The following is a 13,993-nucleotide window of genomic DNA, read 5'->3' as shown; positions in this document are numbered from 1 at the left end:
TCCCCTCGCTAAGCTGGCAAAACGACCCAACAAAGCGGGCCCATCAAAGAGGCCCAAACCAACCAAGGGAGAAGGAAATGAAAATGAAATCACTCGTGATGGCGGCCTCGGTCGCGGCATTGGCAGCGGGCGGCGCATGGGCCGAAGAGGGCAAGGTGAAGGTCGGCATGATCACCACCCTGTCAGGCGGCGGCGCGGGCCTTGGCATTGATGTGCGCGACGGGTTCCTGCTGGCGACCAAGATGGCCGGGAATGAGAACCTTGAGGTCGTGGTCGAAGACGACCAGCGCAAGCCAGAGATTGCCGTGCAACTGGCCGACAAGATGATCCAGTCCGAGAAGGTCGACGTGATGACTGGCATCATCTGGTCCAACCTCGCCATGGCCGTGGTGCCGGCGGCGACCGCGCAGGGCAAGTTCTACCTGTCGCCCAACGCCGGTCCTTCGGCACTGGCCGGCAAGGGCTGCAACCCGCTTTACTTCAACGTGGCATGGCAGAACGACAACCTGCACGAAGCGGCGGGGGCTTATGCCAATGACGCGGGCTACAAAAACACCTTCATGCTGGCGCCGAACTATCCAGCGGGCAAGGACGCGCTGACGGGCTATAAGCGCACCTATGAGGGTGAGGCTGCGGGGGAGGTCTATACCGATCTGGGCCAGACCGACTATGCCGCTCAGATCGCGCAGATCCGTGCGTCGGGTGCCGATAGCGTGTTCTTCTTTCTGCCCGGTGGGATGGGGATTTCCTTCCTCAAGCAATACGCTAACTCCGGCGTCGACCTACCGGTTGTCGGCCCGGCCTTTAGCTTTGACCAAGGCATCTTGCAGGCCGTGGGTGAAGCTGCTGTTGGCATCAAAAACACCAGCCAGTGGAACAAAGACCTCGACAATGAGGCGAACAAAGAGTTCGTGGCCGCCTTCCAAGAGGAATACGACCGTCTGCCATCGCTCTATGCAAGCCAGGGCTACGACACCGCGAACCTGCTCTTGAGCGCGATGGACAAGGCTGACGTGTCGGACGCCGAAGCCTTTGGTGAGGCGCTGAAAGAAGCGGATTTTGACAGCGTGCGGGGGAAGTTTTCCTTTGGCAACAACCAGCACCCAGTGCAGGACTACTACGTGCGCGAAGTGGTGAAAGAGGGCGATGTTTATACCAACAAGCTTATCGGCCCCTCGCTGACCGATCATGCTGACGCCTACGCGGCTGACTGCAAAATGTAATCCCGCGCGGCTCCGGTGCTGAACACGCGCCGGGGCCGACGTTTTACCACTTTCACGCCGGACCATCTCTCCGGCGCGCCGGGAGACTTTGCTAAATGTCATTCATCCTGCTCATCGAACAGGTGTTAAACGGGGTTCAATCCGGGGTCATGCTGTTCTTGATGGCGGCAGGGCTGACGCTGATTTTCGGGGTCATGGGGCTGATCAACCTCGCGCATGGCTCGCTCTATATGGTTGGCGCTTTTGCGGCGGCGGCGGTGGCGGCGGCCACGGGGTCGTTTCTGCTGGCACTGGTGGCGGCACTGGCCGCTGCGGCGCTCGCTGGCTGTCTGATCGAGATGACGGTGATCCGCAGGCTTTATGACCGCGATCACCTTGACCAAGTGTTAGCCACCTTTGCGCTGATCCTGATTTTCTCCGAAGGGACGCGGTTTCTCTTTGGCTCCTTTCCGCTATTCCTCGACATTCCGGCGGCGCTTTCCGGCCCGGTGATGCTGCCGGGGGGCATCCAATATCCGCTGTACCGCCTGGTGATCATCGGCGTTGGGCTGGCGATTGCGGCGGGGCTTTTCCTGCTGATTGCACGCACCCGCATCGGCATCCAGATCCGCGCGGGCGAAGCGGACCGCGAGATGATTGCCGCCTTGGGCATCGACATTGCCAAGCTCTATACGTTGATCTTTGCCCTTGGTGCGGCGCTGGCCGGGCTGGCGGGCGCGCTGGTCGGCGCGATCCAATCGGTGCAGGTGGGCATGGGCGAGCCGGTGCTAATCCTTGCTTTCGTGGTCATCGTCATCGGCGGCATCGGCTCGATCAAGGGCGCGCTTATCGGGGCGTTGCTGGTGGGGTTGACGGACACGCTCGGCTCGGTCCTGCTGCCGCTGTTCTTTGCCAATTTCATGGAGGCTTCGGCAGCCACTTCGGTCGGCTCCTCGCTGGCCTCCATGTCAATTTACATTCTTATGGCGGGGGTCTTGCTGTTCAAACCCACCGGCCTCTTTGGGGAGGCGTAAGATGACCCGCGAAACAATCCTTAACACTTTCCTCTTCCTGCTGCTGCCCGCGACTGCACTGGCCGCCTTTGCGCTGGACGAGCCCTTTATCATCACGCTGGCGACCAAGGCTGCGATCCTTGCCTTAGCGGGCGTGGGGCTGAACATCGCGCTTGGGCTCGGGGGGTTGGTCAGCTTTGGCCATGCGGCTTTCTTTGGGCTGGGCGGCTATGCGATGGGCATCCTCGCGGCACATGCGCAAAGCTACACGCCGATCATGGAAAGCCCGTTTCTGATCGAAGGCACCAAGTCCATGCCGGTGATCTGGCTGGTGGCGCTGGCGGTTTCCGCGCTGGCGGCGCTGCTAATCGGCGCACTATCGCTGCGCACCTCGGGCGTCTATTTCATTATGGTCACGCTGGCCTTCGGGCAGATGTTGTTCTACTTCGCGATTTCTTGGCCCGCCTACGGGGGCGAGGACGGGCTGTCGATCTATGTGCGCAATGGCTTTCCGGGGCTGAACACGCTCGATCCGCTGACTTTCTTTGGCATCGCTTTTGTCATTCTCGCGGCGGTCCTGTTCTTTGCCGGGCGTCTCGCTCGTGCGCCTTTCGGTCTGGCCCTCTCGGCGGCGCGGCAGAATGCGGAACGGGTCGAGGCCGTGGGCCTTGCGCCCTTCAAACTGCGGCTGGTGGCCTTTGTCATCTCTGGCGCTGTGACCGGGCTGGCGGGGGCGCTGTTTGCCGACCTCAATCGCTTTGTCAGCCCGACGATGTTCTCTTGGCAGACCAGTGGCGAAATCATGATCTTCGTCATCCTCGGCGGGGTGGGACGGCTCTTTGGCCCGGTGGCGGGTGCCGCGTTGTTTATCTTGCTGGAGCATGTCTTGGGCGGGCTCTCGGAGTTCTGGCACATCTATCTGGGGCTGCTGCTCTTGCTTGTCGTGCTTTTCGCGCGGGGTGGCATGATCGGCCTTATCGCCGGACGGGAGGTGGCCCATGACTGAGGTGCTGTTGGATGTGCGCAACCTGCACAAGAGCTTTGGCGCGTTGAAGGCCACTGACGATGTGTCACTGACCTTGAAACCCGGCGAGATTCACGCGTTGATCGGCCCCAACGGCGCGGGCAAGTCGACGTTGATTAAACAAATCGCGGGCGGGCTACGCTCAGACAGTGGCACGGTGCATTTTGCGGGGCAGGACGTGACACCGCTGAGCACCGTGCAACGTGCGCGGGCGGGGCTAGGCCGCACCTTTCAAATCTCCTCGCTGGCGATGGAATATACCGTGTTGCAAAACGCCGTGCTGGGCGCGCTTGGGCAGTCGGGCCGGGTGATGCGCTTCTTTGCCCCGGTGATGCGGCAGAAGGAGTTGCGGGAGGAGGCGCTGCGGGCGTTGGAACTTGTGGGCCTCGCGGACCATGCAGCCAAGCGCACCGCCGATCTGTCGCACGGGCAACGCCGACAGTTGGAGGTTGCCGTGGCGCTGACGCTGCGGCCCAAGGTGTTCTTGATGGATGAGCCAATGGCGGGTCTCGGGGCAGGCGGCTCGAAAGCGCTGACCGGTTTCCTTGATGGGCTGCGGGCCGAGGCGCCAATCCTGCTGGTGGAACATGACATGGATGCGGTTTTCGCACTGGCGGACCGTATTTCGGTGCTGGTTTACGGCCAGATTATCGCCACCGGCACGGCAGCAGAGATCAAGGCCGACCCACAGGTGCGCGTGGCTTATCTGGGCGAGGAGGACGCGGCATGAGCTTGCTGGAACTAAAGGGCATCGAGGCGTCCTACGGCCCGACGCAGGCATTATTTGGCGTTGATCTGTCGCTTAAGGAAGGCGAGGTCTGTGCGCTGATGGGGCGCAACGGGATGGGCAAATCCTCCACCATCAAGGTGATCTGTCGGATGATGAAGCACAGCCACGGCAGCGTGACTTTCGACGGGCGCGACATCGGCGGGCTGCCCAGTTTCCGCGCCGCGCAGGCGGGGCTGGGGTTGGTGCCAGAGGGACGCCGTTGTTTTGCACCGCTGACGGTGCATGAGAACCTCATCGCCGCTGCCCGGCCCGGCGCGTGGGACGAGGAGCGCGTGGTGGCGCTTTTCCCCCGTCTGGGCGAGCGGCGCGATCAGGCGGCAGGGGCACTCTCGGGCGGGGAGCAGCAGATGCTGGCCATTGGCCGGGCGCTGATGACCAACCCGAAACTGTTGTTGCTGGACGAGGCGACCGAAGGGCTGGCCCCCGTCGTGCGCCAAGAAATCTGGGCTGCCGTCGCCCAGTTGAAACGTGACAGCGGGCTGGCGCTTTTGGTGGTGGACAAATCCCTCGCCGAGCTGCGCCGGGTCGCGGATCACGCCGTTATTCTCGAACGTGGCCGCTCGGTCTGGACTGGTCCGATGCCCGCGCTCGATTCCCAGATCGCCGATCAATTCCTCGGCGTGTGACTGTTAACAAAAAGGAACACGACATGTCGCATCAAGTTATCCAGCCCGAAGGTTGGGCCCCCGCCAAAGGCTATGCCAACGGTATGTTGAGCGCGGATGGCCATCTGTTTGTGGGCGGTCAGATCGGCTGGAACGCCGAACAGAAATTCGAATGCCATGACTTTATCGGCCAGATGAAACAGGCGCTGCAAAACATCCGTGATGTCGTCGAAGCTGCTGGTGGCACGCCCGAGGATATCATGCGTCTGACATGGTATGTAACGGATAAGAAAGAATATCTTGCCGCGCAAAAAGACGTGGGCCGCGCCTATCGTGAGATTTTGGGCAAGCATTTCCCGGCCATGGCAATGGTGGTTGTGGCCGACCTCATTGAGGATGAAGCCAAGCTTGAGATTGAAGCCGACGCGGTGATCAAGCGCTAAGCGCTCCCCTGCGTCGATAAAACAGGCGTCGCCGGGGTTATCCCCGGCGGCGCATTGCCGGAAGGGCCACCGAGATCGCCGAGGACAGCGCAAAGAGCGCGGCAGCCACGCTCACGATGCTCGGCCCGGTGGGGGTGTCAAACTCCAGCGAGGCCATCAACCCCCCCAAAGCCGCCAGCGCGCCCAAGCCCATCGCCCAGAGCGCCATGGTTTCGGGCGTGCGGGCAAAGGGGCGGGCCGTGGCGGCGGGGATGATCAGCATAGCCGCAATGAGCAGCGCGCCCACCACTTTAATCGCGACGGCCACCATGATCGCCAATGCCAAGGTCAGGATCAACTGCTCGCGCTTTGGGTTCCCGCCCGATGCCTGCGCCAGATCGGGGTTCAATGTCGCTGCCAGCAGGGCCGACCAGCGCCATGCCAGCAACAGCCCCACCGCCACCGCGCCGCCCCAAATCACGACAAGGTCAGTGCGGGTCACGGCAAGGATCTCTCCGAACAGGTAAGAGGACAGATCGACCCGTTGCCCCGGCAAGAGTGACACCGCCACCAGCCCAAGCGCCAAGGCAGCATGGGCCATAACGCCCAACAGCGCGTCGGCGCTGACATTACGCCCTGACAGCGTGCTGATCACCAGCGCCATGACCAGCGCTACCAAAAGCACACCTGCGGTAATGGGCAAGTCAGTCGCCAAGGCCAACGCCACGCCCAGCAAGGCCGCATGGCTGGTGGCATCACCGAAATAGGCCATACGCCGCCAGATTACGAAACAGCCCAAAGGCGCAGCCGCAAGCGCCACCCCCAATCCGGCAAGGGCGGCGCGTAGGATAAAGTCGTCAAGCATTCTCGGTCTCACGCTGGTGGCCTTCACAGGCGTCGCTGTGATGGTGGTGGTGATGATCGTGGTCATGTCGGTAAAGCGCCAGCGCCCCTTGGGTGCCAGTACCGAAAAGCGCACGGTATTCCGGCGCATCGGCCACGGTTTCTGGCGTGCCTTCGCAGCAGACATGGCCATTCAGGCACAACACCCGGTCGCTTGCCGCCATGACAACATGCAGATCATGGCTCACCATTAGCACAGCACAGCCGAAGTCTTGGCGCACCGTCTCAATCTGGCGGTAGAAGGCAGCGGACCCCGGTTGGTCAAGCCCCTGGGTCGCTTCATCAAGGATCAGAAGGTCAGGTTTTTCCAGCAGGGCACGGGCCAGCAACACGCGCTGGAACTGCCCGCCAGAGAGGTCCACCATCTGCCGCTCGGCCAATTCTGGCACGCCGGCGGTGGTCAGCGCCGCTTGGATCGCCTCAGCCGGTCGGCGGCGCGGTAGGTTGACGAAGCGGCGCACGGTTAGGGGGAGGGTTCCGTCGATCTGCAACTTTTGTGGCACATAGCCAATCCGCAGGTCGGGTTTGCGGGTGATCTTGCCTGCTGCCGGTTTCAATGCGCCGATCAAGGCACGCAGCAGGCTCGATTTGCCGGAGCCATTGGGGCCAACGATCGTCACGATCTCGCCCGGTCTGAGGGTGAAATTCACATTGCGCAGCACGGTCTGGCCGTCATGGCGCAGGGTCAGGCCCGAGGTCTGGATCAGCGTCATATATCATCCTTTTGGCATGCAGGGCAAAGGCCTTCGGCCTCGACCACGCTGCGTTCGATCCGAAATCCAGCGGCGCGGGCGGCATCGCCCAAACGGCTTTGCGACGGCGTGGTTTCAGCCTCCGCCACCGAGCGGCAGCCACGACAGATCAAAAACGCCGGCGCATGGTCCGCCCCCGGCTGCACACAACCGACATAGGCGTTCAGCGCTTCGATCTTATGGGCGAGCCCGGCTTTGACCAGAAAATCCAAGGCGCGGTAGGCGACGGGCGGCTGTGTGCCCAGCCCTTCCGCCGACAGATGCGCCAGCAGATCATAGGCCCCCAGAGCGCGGTGTTCGGCGAGCAAAATCTCCAACGCACGGCGGCGCACCGGCGTCAGGCGCAGGCCACGCGCGGTGCATTGCGCCTCGGCAGCCTGCATTGTGCTGCGCATACAGGCAGCATGGTCGTGGTCGCGGAATTCGATGGCGGACATGGGGGACCTCCGGTGAGTTTCGTATTGATATGATATAACATGACTGATAGCAAGGTGATATTATAACATTACAGAGGTCCATCATGTTTCGTTTTACCTTACCCGCCGCGGTTCTTGTTGCCACTTCGGCCCCGGTCTGGGCGGAAGCGCCTGCGGTCGCCACCGACATCGCGCCGGTGCAGGCCTTGGTGGCACAGGTGATGGCAGGCGTGGGCGCGCCCGCGCTCATCGTACCCCCTCGGGCCTCGCCGCATGGCTATGCCATGCGCCCTTCCGAGGCACGTGCGCTGAGCGGGGCGGATTTGGTGGTCTGGGTCGGCCCGGCGCTGACGCCTTGGTTGGCTGAGCCCTTGACCACGCTGGCAGGCAACGCGGAACATCTGGAGTTAATGTCGCAGCCCGGCACGCAGGTTTTGGCATTCCGTCAGGGCGCGCGTTTCGAAGCGCATGATCACGGCGCGGAGGGTGTTCCTCATGGCGCTGATGCGCATGAGGAACACGAAGAGGATCACGCGCATGACGATGCGGGCCACGCGGGCCATGCGCACGACGATGCGGATTACGCGCGCCATGCGGAAGACGGGGCAGACCACGAAGGCCACGCGCATGACGTAGCAGACCACGCGGGCCACACGCACGAGGGCGTTGATCCCCACGTCTGGCTTGATCCGCGCAATGGGCAGCTTTGGCTCGGAGAGATTGCTGGCGCTCTGGCCGAGCTTGACCCCGAAAACGCGGCGCAATACCGCGCAAATGCGGCGGCGGCACAGGCGGAGTTGGTCGAGTTGGAAACCGAGATTGCCGAGCGGCTTGCCCCGGTCAAAGATCAGCCCTTTATCGTTTTTCACGATGCCTATCACTATTTCGAGGCGCGTTTTGACATCGAAGCCATCGGGGCGATCAGCGAAAACGATGCCCGTGCGCCGGGGGCGGCACGGGTCGCAGCGCTGCGCGAGATGGTGCAGGACAGCGGCGTAAAATGCGTCTTTGCGGAACCACAGTTCAACCCCGGTCTGATCGCGGCCGTAAGCGAAGGGCAGGGGGTCAAAACCGGCACGCTGGACCCGATTGGCGCGGAACTAACACCGGGGGCCACGCTCTATTCCGATCTGCTGCGCGGCATGGCCGAGAGCATGGCGGCCTGTCTGTCAGACTAGGCCCGCGCGGGTTAAACCGGGTTGCTGCGAAACCCAACGATCAGCTGGCGCAGCCCAAGAGCCGCGCCAGCGACGATAGAGGCAAGGGTGACCGGGCCGCTGAAGGCCAGCACCGAGATCGCAGAGATGCCTTGGCCGATGGTGCAGCCCATTGCGATCACCGCACCTGCACCCATCAGCCCTGCGCCAAAAATCTGGCGGCGTAGCTCGCGCGGGTCTTCGCAGGCTTCCCAGCGAAAATGACCCTGCCAGAGCGAGCCAATAAAGGCTCCAACCCAGACCCCAGCAACTGAGCCGATGCCAAAGCTAAGCGGACGCACCGAACCTTGCATGGCATAGAGCAGCGATTCCCCCACCGGCGCGGCATAGCTGTGCGAATGCAGTGTTTGCGCGCCAAAGCCGTTCCGGGCGAGCCATGCGGTGCCAGCCCAGCCAGAGACCACCGCCAGCCCTGCGACACAGCCCCAAAGCACGGACCGCAGATCACGCCGAAAATCACGCGCGGCCAGCATGAAGAGACAGAGCAGCAGTCCCAACCCCATGCCGATCAACGCCACCGATCCCCCTGTAAGGGCCGCAAGTGTGTGGGCGATACCGTCTGGCGGGCCGTTGTTCAGACTGCGCGGAAACAACAGCATCCGCGCCGGAGCGAGAGGACCGCTCAGCACCGCAAAGGCAGACAGCCCCATGACCAGCACGATGACAAAAGCCCGCAGATCGCCCCCGCCAAGACGCGCCAGCGCTCCAAAGCCGCAGGTGCCCGTAAGCGCCATGCCGTAGCCAAAGATCAGCCCACCCACGACAGCGGGCGCCCAAGCAAAATGAACGCCGAGGTAAAAGGCACGGTCGATGTTTGCCAAATTCAAAGCGGCGAGGGCAAAGCTGCCAAAGATTGCCACCCCGATCGCCAGCCCCCACATGCGCATCCGGTGGGATGAGCCGCCATAGAGCAGATCCTCAATCGCGCCCAAGGTACAAAACCGCCCCAAACGGGCCGCAAGACCAAGCAGGATGCCGCCAAATCCGCCCAGCAGCGCGGCGGTCATGGGTTGGCCAAAAAGCTCAATCATCCTTGCAGAACAATTCGTACACCAGTTCCAGCATCTTGCGCGGACGGTCATCGGCAAGACGGTAAAAGATCGTCTTTCCTTCGCGCCGGGGTTCAACCAGACCTTCAAGGCGAAGCCGGGACAACTGCTGTGATACCGCTGCTTGCCTGCTGGAGAGCAACGCTTCCAACTCGCTTACGGATTTTTCGCCTGAAACGAGATGGCACAGGATCATCAAACGCCCCTCGTGGCTGATCGCCTTGAGGAAGTTTGACGCGGTCACGGCATTGCTGAGCATCCGGTCCATGTCCTCATCAGACATATCCGGGGTGATGACGGGCAGGGCGGTCATTCGGTCTTGTCCTTATAGTCGGTCATATCCGTCAGCAGACGGTCAAGCAGGGGCCAAAAGAACTCCGGTCCGGGGTAGCCTTCAAGGCGGCCCAATTCGGCACCCTCTTCGACCACAAGAAACGTCGGGGTGAAGACCACGGCGCGGGCGGTGTCGATCTCGTCTCTCACGTCAGAGATGTCGACCCGGCGCAGCGGGGCAAAAGCGCCCTCAACGGTCTTGGGGTAGGCGGGCGCGATCTCTTCGTTCCAGCGCTCGCAATAGACGCAGCCGGGTTGCTCAACCATCACCAGTTCCACCGCCCAAGCGGGCAGAGCGGTCAGCGCCGTGAGGCTCAGGGCGGTTAATATGCGGATCATCGGGTTGCCTGATTGACGTTTGGAGAACGCTCAACGTAATTTGAATATGAATTCCGATCAAGCGCTACGCGACATGACGCCGCGCAACAGGGGGAAACATGTTCGACATCAGCTACGCGGGCGCTCTTTTGGCGGGGCTGCTCAGCTTTTTCACGCCCTGCATCCTGCCAATGGTGCCGTTTTACCTTAGCTATATGGCCGGTCTCAGCGTGACCGAGCTGCGCGGGGACGGGGCCATTGCGCCCGGCGCGCAGCGGCGTTTGGTGCTGTCGTCGGTGCTTTTCGCGCTTGGGGTTACGACGATTTTCGTGCTGCTGGGCATGGGGGCGACGGCTCTCGGCCAGTTGTTCACGCAATATCTTGAACCGCTCAGTTGGGTCGCGGCGGCAATCCTGTTGATCTTTGGTCTGCATTTTCTTGGCGTGATCAAAGTGCCACTGCTCTACCGCGAAGCGCGGCTGGAGGGCGGCGGCAAGCCCACGTCGGTCTGGGGCGCCTATGTTATGGGGCTGGCCTTTGGCTTTGGCTGGACGCCCTGCGTCGGGCCAGCGCTGGCGGCGATTTTGATGATTGCCTCGGGCATGGGCGATATCTGGCACGGCGGTCTGCTGCTCGCGGCCTATGGGGCGGGGATGACCGCGCCTTTCGGGGTGGCGGCGCTTTTTGCCAAACCGTTCCTGAACTGGGCGTCGCGGAATATGGCGCTGGTGCAGAAGGTCGAAAAGGTGATGGGCGCCATGCTGATCCTTTTTGCTGTGCTGATCGTGACCGGGGGCGTACAATGGATCGCGGATGTGATGATCCGCTGGTTCCCCAGCTTCACAACATTGGGCTAACTTAGGGAGGACGCCGATATGAGTTTTTCAAGGATCTTTGCCATTGGCATGGCTGCCGTTCTGGCCCTGCCGCTGGCAGCGGCGGAAATGGGCGATGACGGGCTGCATAAAACCCCGTGGATGCGCGACACCTTCAAAGACCTGCGCGAGGATCTGGAGGAGGCCAACAGCGAGGACAAGCGCCTCTTGCTCATGTTCGAACAACGCGGCTGTGTCTATTGCACCAAGATGCATGAGGAAGTTTTCCCAACCGATGTGATCGCCAACTACATCGATGAGAATTATTTCGTGGTGCAGTTGAACCTTCATGGCGACATCGAGGTCACGGATTTCGATAGGGAAACCCTGTCGGAAAAGCAGATGGCGCGGAAGTGGGGGATTCTGTTTACGCCTACGATGATGTTCTTGCCCCAAGAGGTGCCAGAGCAAGCCACCGCCCCGCAGGCCGCCGTGGCGGTGATGCCCGGCGCCTTTGGCGTTGGGACGACATTGGACATGCTGACTTGGGTCAACGAAGAGCGCTATGCCCTTGACAGCGATGAGGATTTCCAGCGCTACCATGCGCGAATGATTCAAGAGCGCGACAATGGCAGCACTGACTGATCCAGTGGTGCAGGGGGCGGGAGAGATAGCTATTCAAAAGTTTGAATTTGTTGTTGCGCCCTGCCGCCCGCCTGCCTTAGGGTCTTTGTAACCGGATCACACATCAACGTGATCGGCACTGGGAGGAAGTTTTCGATGATGAAATGGATTGTCGCTGCAATCGTGTCGGGCGCGCCGGTTCTGGCCGCTGCAGAAACCGTGGCACCCGCCGATGTCACCTTTGACGATTACGGCGCGGTGGAGCAATCGCTGACCGGGACACCGGGCGATCCGGCCAATGGCGCGGCCATCGTCGGCAATAAGAAAGCGGGCAACTGTGTGGCCTGCCATCAAATCAGCGCGCTGAGCGATGTGCCTTTCCATGGTGAGGTTGGGCCAATGCTCGACGGCGCCGGGGACCGCTGGAGCGAAGCTGAATTGCGCGGCATCGTCGCCAATAGCAAAATGACATTCGAAGGCTCGATGATGCCGTCTTATTACAAGACCACCGGCTACATCCGGCCGGGCGATGGCTTCACCGGCAAAGCTGCCGAAGAGCCGCTGCCGCCGCTGCTCGAAGCCCAGCAGATCGAAGATGTCGTCGCCTTCTTGGCGACACTGAAAGAAGAGTAACGCGGCCTGCCCACCGCTCTGATGGGGCGCTTTGGGTTGAGCCGGTGCAAGAGATCGCGGTGCGCGGCACCGTGGAGTGGAATGACGGCGCGCTGCGCCGCAGACGAACAAGGAGAGTGAGAGATGAACTTCTCAAGACGTGAAACACTGGGCCTCGGCCTTGGCGCGATGGCGCTGACGGTCCTGCCGATGGGCGCTTCGGCGGCAACAGTGGACGAACTGATCGCGGAATTCACCGGCGGGGCCGATATGGCCGACACCGGCGTGACCCTGACCGCCCCTGAGATTGCTGAGAACGGCAACACCGTGCCAATTTCTGTCGAAGCCGAAGGCGCGTCCGAGATCATGGTTCTGGCCACCGGCAACCCAACACCGCCCGTTGGCACGTTCAAATTCGGCCCGCTGGCCGGTTCGCGCAGCGCCTCGACCCGTATTCGCTTGGCCACGACACAAGAAGTCGTCGCCATCGCCAAGCTGGAAGATGGCACCTTTGCCCGCACCAGCGCAGAAATCAAAGTCACAATCGGCGGCTGCGGCGGTTAAGTCCGCGCGCCCCCATACAGGAGTTTAGAACATGGCAGAAGGTGTAACCCCTCGCGTCAAAGTCCCGAAAAAAGCTGAAGCGGGTGAGGTCATTACGATCAAGACCCTGATCAGCCACCCGATGGAATCGGGCCAGCGTAAAGACAGCGACGGCAATGTCATTCCGCAGTCGATCATCAACCGCTTCACCTGCGAATTCAACGGTGAGAATGTGATCGACATCAAGATGGAACCGGCGATGTCGACCAACCCCTATTTCGAATTTGATGCCAAAGTGCCAGAGGCCGGCGACTTCAAGTTCACATGGTATGATGACGACGGTTCGATCTACGAAGAGGTCAAATCCGTCGCGGTGGGCTGACCGACAGGTCAGTCACGTCGCGAGTGGTACAGGGAGGAAAGACATGAAATTCAAGGCAATGACCGCTGTGGCGGCGCTTTTAGTAGCCGCACCGACGCTGGGGATGGCGGACGAGGACGCCGAGCTTGTCGTTAATGGCGAGATCGAAATGGTGACCAAGACCGAGCCGCCTGCGCATCTTGAGGGGGCGTTGCCGGAAATCATGTCTGGCTGGCGGTTCCGCTCGGACGAGACCCAGCAGACCCAGATGGATGACTTCGACAACCCTGGCATGATCTTTGTGGACCAAGCGCAAGCTGCTTGGGACACGGCCGAGGGCAGCGAAGGCAAATCCTGCGCATCCTGCCACAATGAGCCGGCCTCTTCGATGGAGGGCGTCCGCGCTGTCTATCCGAAGTGGAACGAAGAAGCAGGCGAAGTGCGCACGCTCGCGATGCAGATCAACGACTGCCGCGAGAACCAGATGGGTGCCGAGCCTTGGAAGTACACCGGCAGCAAAATGACCGCGATGGAGGCTCTGATCTCGATCGAGTCGCGGGGCATGCCGGTGAATGTCGCCATCGACGGTCCGGCCCAGAGCACATGGGAACAGGGCAAGGAGATGTATTACACCCGTTACGGTCAGCTGGAGCTGAGCTGTGCCAATTGTCACGAAGACAATTACGGGAACATGATCCGCGCCGACCACCTGAGCCAAGGCCAGATCAACGGCTTTCCGGTGTACCGTTTGAAAAACACCAAGCTGAACAGCAGCCACGCGCGTTTCAAAGGCTGCATCCGCGACACCCGCGCCGAGACCTTCAAGCCCGGCAGCCCCGAATTCGTGGCGCTTGAGCTTTACGTCGCAAGCCGTGGCAACGGCCTGTCGGTCGAAGCACCTTCGGTGCGCAACTAAACACAATGCCGGGCTTGCTGCCTGACATGATCCCGCCCCTCAGAAGGGGCGGGGCCTTTCCTTGTTTTTAACCGACGG

19 protein-coding genes are annotated in these 13,993 nt (G+C 61.5%); 13 read left to right on the top strand and 6 right to left on the bottom strand.

All coding sequences use genetic code 11. The annotated features are described in order from the left end of the window. Positions 1-83 precede the first annotated feature (83 nt). From HTT03_RS04885 to HTT03_RS04860, 6 genes are all read left to right on the top strand, one after another. Positions 84-1,223, top strand: a complete 1,140-nt coding sequence (locus tag HTT03_RS04885) for an ABC transporter substrate-binding protein (RefSeq protein WP_425506286.1) — start codon at positions 84-86, stop codon at positions 1,221-1,223. Between the two features lie 95 nt (positions 1,224-1,318). Next, positions 1,319-2,236, top strand: a complete 918-nt coding sequence (locus tag HTT03_RS04880) for a branched-chain amino acid ABC transporter permease (protein ID WP_174858730.1) — start codon at positions 1,319-1,321, stop codon at positions 2,234-2,236. A gap of 1 nt (position 2,237) precedes the next feature. After that, on the top strand, positions 2,238-3,221 hold the full coding sequence (locus tag HTT03_RS04875) for a branched-chain amino acid ABC transporter permease (protein ID WP_174858729.1): 984 nt from the start codon (positions 2,238-2,240) through the stop codon (positions 3,219-3,221). Next, complete coding sequence (locus tag HTT03_RS04870) at positions 3,214-3,969, top strand: ABC transporter ATP-binding protein (protein WP_174858728.1); 756 nt, start codon at positions 3,214-3,216, stop codon at positions 3,967-3,969. Before HTT03_RS04875 ends, HTT03_RS04870 begins: the two co-directional genes overlap by 8 nt. Then, positions 3,966-4,655 (top strand): ABC transporter ATP-binding protein, encoded by a 690-nt coding sequence (locus HTT03_RS04865; RefSeq protein WP_174858727.1) that lies wholly within the window; start codon positions 3,966-3,968, stop codon positions 4,653-4,655. The genes HTT03_RS04870 and HTT03_RS04865 overlap by 4 nt, the downstream gene beginning before the upstream one ends. 23 nt (positions 4,656-4,678) lie before the next feature. Then, complete coding sequence (locus HTT03_RS04860; RefSeq protein ID WP_174858726.1) at positions 4,679-5,077, top strand: RidA family protein; 399 nt, start codon at positions 4,679-4,681, stop codon at positions 5,075-5,077. A 37-nt stretch (positions 5,078-5,114) separates the two neighbouring features. On the opposite strand, the gene HTT03_RS04855 is transcribed toward HTT03_RS04860, so the two are convergent. The 3 genes from HTT03_RS04855 to HTT03_RS04845 are packed head-to-tail and all read right to left on the bottom strand — an operon-like array spanning position 5,115 to position 7,148. Continuing rightward, positions 5,115-5,921 (bottom strand): metal ABC transporter permease, encoded by an 807-nt coding sequence (locus tag HTT03_RS04855; RefSeq protein WP_174858725.1) that lies wholly within the window; start codon positions 5,919-5,921, stop codon positions 5,115-5,117. Then, entirely contained in the window at positions 5,914-6,672 is a 759-nt protein-coding gene (locus HTT03_RS04850) for a metal ABC transporter ATP-binding protein (protein ID WP_174858724.1), read from the bottom strand. Before HTT03_RS04850 ends, HTT03_RS04855 begins: the two co-directional genes overlap by 8 nt. Next, positions 6,669-7,148 (bottom strand): Fur family transcriptional regulator, encoded by a 480-nt coding sequence (locus HTT03_RS04845; RefSeq protein ID WP_174858723.1) that lies wholly within the window; start codon positions 7,146-7,148, stop codon positions 6,669-6,671. The genes HTT03_RS04850 and HTT03_RS04845 overlap by 4 nt, the downstream gene beginning before the upstream one ends. An 83-nt stretch (positions 7,149-7,231) precedes the next feature. Here HTT03_RS04845 and HTT03_RS04840 point away from each other — a divergent pair, with 83 nt between their 5' ends. Beyond that, positions 7,232-8,305, top strand: coding sequence for a zinc ABC transporter substrate-binding protein (locus HTT03_RS04840; protein WP_174858722.1), 1,074 nt, complete (start codon positions 7,232-7,234; stop codon positions 8,303-8,305). A gap of 11 nt (positions 8,306-8,316) precedes the next feature. Here HTT03_RS04840 and HTT03_RS04835 read toward each other — a convergent pair whose 3' ends face one another. From HTT03_RS04835 to HTT03_RS04825, 3 genes are read right to left on the bottom strand one after another with little or no spacing between them, the layout of a single operon-like run. Continuing rightward, positions 8,317-9,375 carry a YeeE/YedE family protein gene (locus HTT03_RS04835; RefSeq protein WP_174858721.1) on the bottom strand — a complete coding sequence of 353 codons (1,059 nt, stop codon included), beginning with the start codon at positions 9,373-9,375 and terminating at the stop codon, positions 8,317-8,319. After that, positions 9,368-9,706: an ArsR/SmtB family transcription factor gene (locus HTT03_RS04830; protein ID WP_174858720.1), complete on the bottom strand. Its 339-nt coding sequence runs from the start codon at positions 9,704-9,706 to the stop codon at positions 9,368-9,370. Before HTT03_RS04830 ends, HTT03_RS04835 begins: the two co-directional genes overlap by 8 nt. Then, the gene (locus tag HTT03_RS04825; protein WP_174858719.1) at positions 9,703-10,065 is read right to left on the bottom strand and encodes a thioredoxin domain-containing protein; all 363 of its coding nucleotides are present in this window, start codon (positions 10,063-10,065) and stop codon (positions 9,703-9,705) included. Before HTT03_RS04825 ends, HTT03_RS04830 begins: the two co-directional genes overlap by 4 nt. A gap of 98 nt (positions 10,066-10,163) precedes the next feature. Here HTT03_RS04825 and HTT03_RS04820 point away from each other — a divergent pair, with 98 nt between their 5' ends. The 6 genes from HTT03_RS04820 (at position 10,164) to soxA (ending at position 13,915) form a co-directional block, all read left to right on the top strand. After that, the gene (locus tag HTT03_RS04820; protein ID WP_174858718.1) at positions 10,164-10,901 is read left to right on the top strand and encodes a cytochrome c biogenesis CcdA family protein; all 738 of its coding nucleotides are present in this window, start codon (positions 10,164-10,166) and stop codon (positions 10,899-10,901) included. An 18-nt stretch (positions 10,902-10,919) separates the two neighbouring features. Beyond that, complete coding sequence (locus HTT03_RS04815; protein WP_174858717.1) at positions 10,920-11,504, top strand: thioredoxin family protein; 585 nt, start codon at positions 10,920-10,922, stop codon at positions 11,502-11,504. 138 nt (positions 11,505-11,642) lie between these two features. Further along, positions 11,643-12,116 (top strand): sulfur oxidation c-type cytochrome SoxX, encoded by a 474-nt coding sequence (gene soxX, locus HTT03_RS04810; RefSeq protein WP_174858989.1) that lies wholly within the window; start codon positions 11,643-11,645, stop codon positions 12,114-12,116. 123 nt (positions 12,117-12,239) lie between these two features. Beyond that, positions 12,240-12,659, top strand: a complete 420-nt coding sequence (soxY, locus tag HTT03_RS04805; protein ID WP_174858716.1) for a thiosulfate oxidation carrier protein SoxY — start codon at positions 12,240-12,242, stop codon at positions 12,657-12,659. Positions 12,660-12,690: 31 nt separating this feature from the next. After that, a complete protein-coding gene (gene soxZ, locus HTT03_RS04800; RefSeq protein ID WP_174858715.1) occupies positions 12,691-13,020 on the top strand; it encodes a thiosulfate oxidation carrier complex protein SoxZ in 330 nt (109 codons plus the stop codon). A gap of 43 nt (positions 13,021-13,063) precedes the next feature. Then, positions 13,064-13,915, top strand: a complete 852-nt coding sequence (gene soxA / locus HTT03_RS04795) for a sulfur oxidation c-type cytochrome SoxA (protein ID WP_174858714.1) — start codon at positions 13,064-13,066, stop codon at positions 13,913-13,915. The last annotated feature ends 78 nt before the right edge of the window (positions 13,916-13,993 follow it).

It is taken from the genome of Sulfitobacter maritimus (genome assembly GCF_013346665.1).
Taxonomy (GTDB): domain Bacteria; phylum Pseudomonadota; class Alphaproteobacteria; order Rhodobacterales; family Rhodobacteraceae; genus Sulfitobacter; species Sulfitobacter maritimus.
This window is presented reverse-complemented; position numbering and strand designations above follow the sequence as displayed.

What these genes read in the sequence shown, in the direction of transcription:
- HTT03_RS04885 (WP_425506286.1), top strand. Translation starts at nt 84, where the DNA reads ATGAAATCACTCGTGATGGCGGCCTCGGTCGCGGCATTGGCAGCGGGC.
- HTT03_RS04880 (WP_174858730.1), top strand. Translation starts at nt 1,319, where the DNA reads ATGTCATTCATCCTGCTCATCGAACAGGTGTTAAACGGGGTTCAATCC.
- HTT03_RS04875 (WP_174858729.1), top strand. Translation starts at nt 2,238, where the DNA reads ATGACCCGCGAAACAATCCTTAACACTTTCCTCTTCCTGCTGCTGCCC.
- HTT03_RS04870 (WP_174858728.1), top strand. Translation starts at nt 3,214, where the DNA reads ATGACTGAGGTGCTGTTGGATGTGCGCAACCTGCACAAGAGCTTTGGC.
- HTT03_RS04865 (WP_174858727.1), top strand. Translation starts at nt 3,966, where the DNA reads ATGAGCTTGCTGGAACTAAAGGGCATCGAGGCGTCCTACGGCCCGACG.
- HTT03_RS04860 (WP_174858726.1), top strand. Translation starts at nt 4,679, where the DNA reads ATGTCGCATCAAGTTATCCAGCCCGAAGGTTGGGCCCCCGCCAAAGGC.
- HTT03_RS04855 (WP_174858725.1), bottom strand. Translation starts at nt 5,921, where the DNA reads ATGCTTGACGACTTTATCCTACGCGCCGCCCTTGCCGGATTGGGGGTG.
- HTT03_RS04850 (WP_174858724.1), bottom strand. Translation starts at nt 6,672, where the DNA reads ATGACGCTGATCCAGACCTCGGGCCTGACCCTGCGCCATGACGGCCAG.
- HTT03_RS04845 (WP_174858723.1), bottom strand. Translation starts at nt 7,148, where the DNA reads ATGTCCGCCATCGAATTCCGCGACCACGACCATGCTGCCTGTATGCGC.
- HTT03_RS04840 (WP_174858722.1), top strand. Translation starts at nt 7,232, where the DNA reads ATGTTTCGTTTTACCTTACCCGCCGCGGTTCTTGTTGCCACTTCGGCC.
- HTT03_RS04835 (WP_174858721.1), bottom strand. Translation starts at nt 9,375, where the DNA reads ATGATTGAGCTTTTTGGCCAACCCATGACCGCCGCGCTGCTGGGCGGA.
- HTT03_RS04830 (WP_174858720.1), bottom strand. Translation starts at nt 9,706, where the DNA reads ATGACCGCCCTGCCCGTCATCACCCCGGATATGTCTGATGAGGACATG.
- HTT03_RS04825 (WP_174858719.1), bottom strand. Translation starts at nt 10,065, where the DNA reads ATGATCCGCATATTAACCGCCCTGAGCCTCACGGCGCTGACCGCTCTG.
- HTT03_RS04820 (WP_174858718.1), top strand. Translation starts at nt 10,164, where the DNA reads ATGTTCGACATCAGCTACGCGGGCGCTCTTTTGGCGGGGCTGCTCAGC.
- HTT03_RS04815 (WP_174858717.1), top strand. Translation starts at nt 10,920, where the DNA reads ATGAGTTTTTCAAGGATCTTTGCCATTGGCATGGCTGCCGTTCTGGCC.
- soxX (WP_174858989.1), top strand. Translation starts at nt 11,643, where the DNA reads ATGAAATGGATTGTCGCTGCAATCGTGTCGGGCGCGCCGGTTCTGGCC.
- soxY (WP_174858716.1), top strand. Translation starts at nt 12,240, where the DNA reads ATGAACTTCTCAAGACGTGAAACACTGGGCCTCGGCCTTGGCGCGATG.
- soxZ (WP_174858715.1), top strand. Translation starts at nt 12,691, where the DNA reads ATGGCAGAAGGTGTAACCCCTCGCGTCAAAGTCCCGAAAAAAGCTGAA.
- soxA (WP_174858714.1), top strand. Translation starts at nt 13,064, where the DNA reads ATGAAATTCAAGGCAATGACCGCTGTGGCGGCGCTTTTAGTAGCCGCA.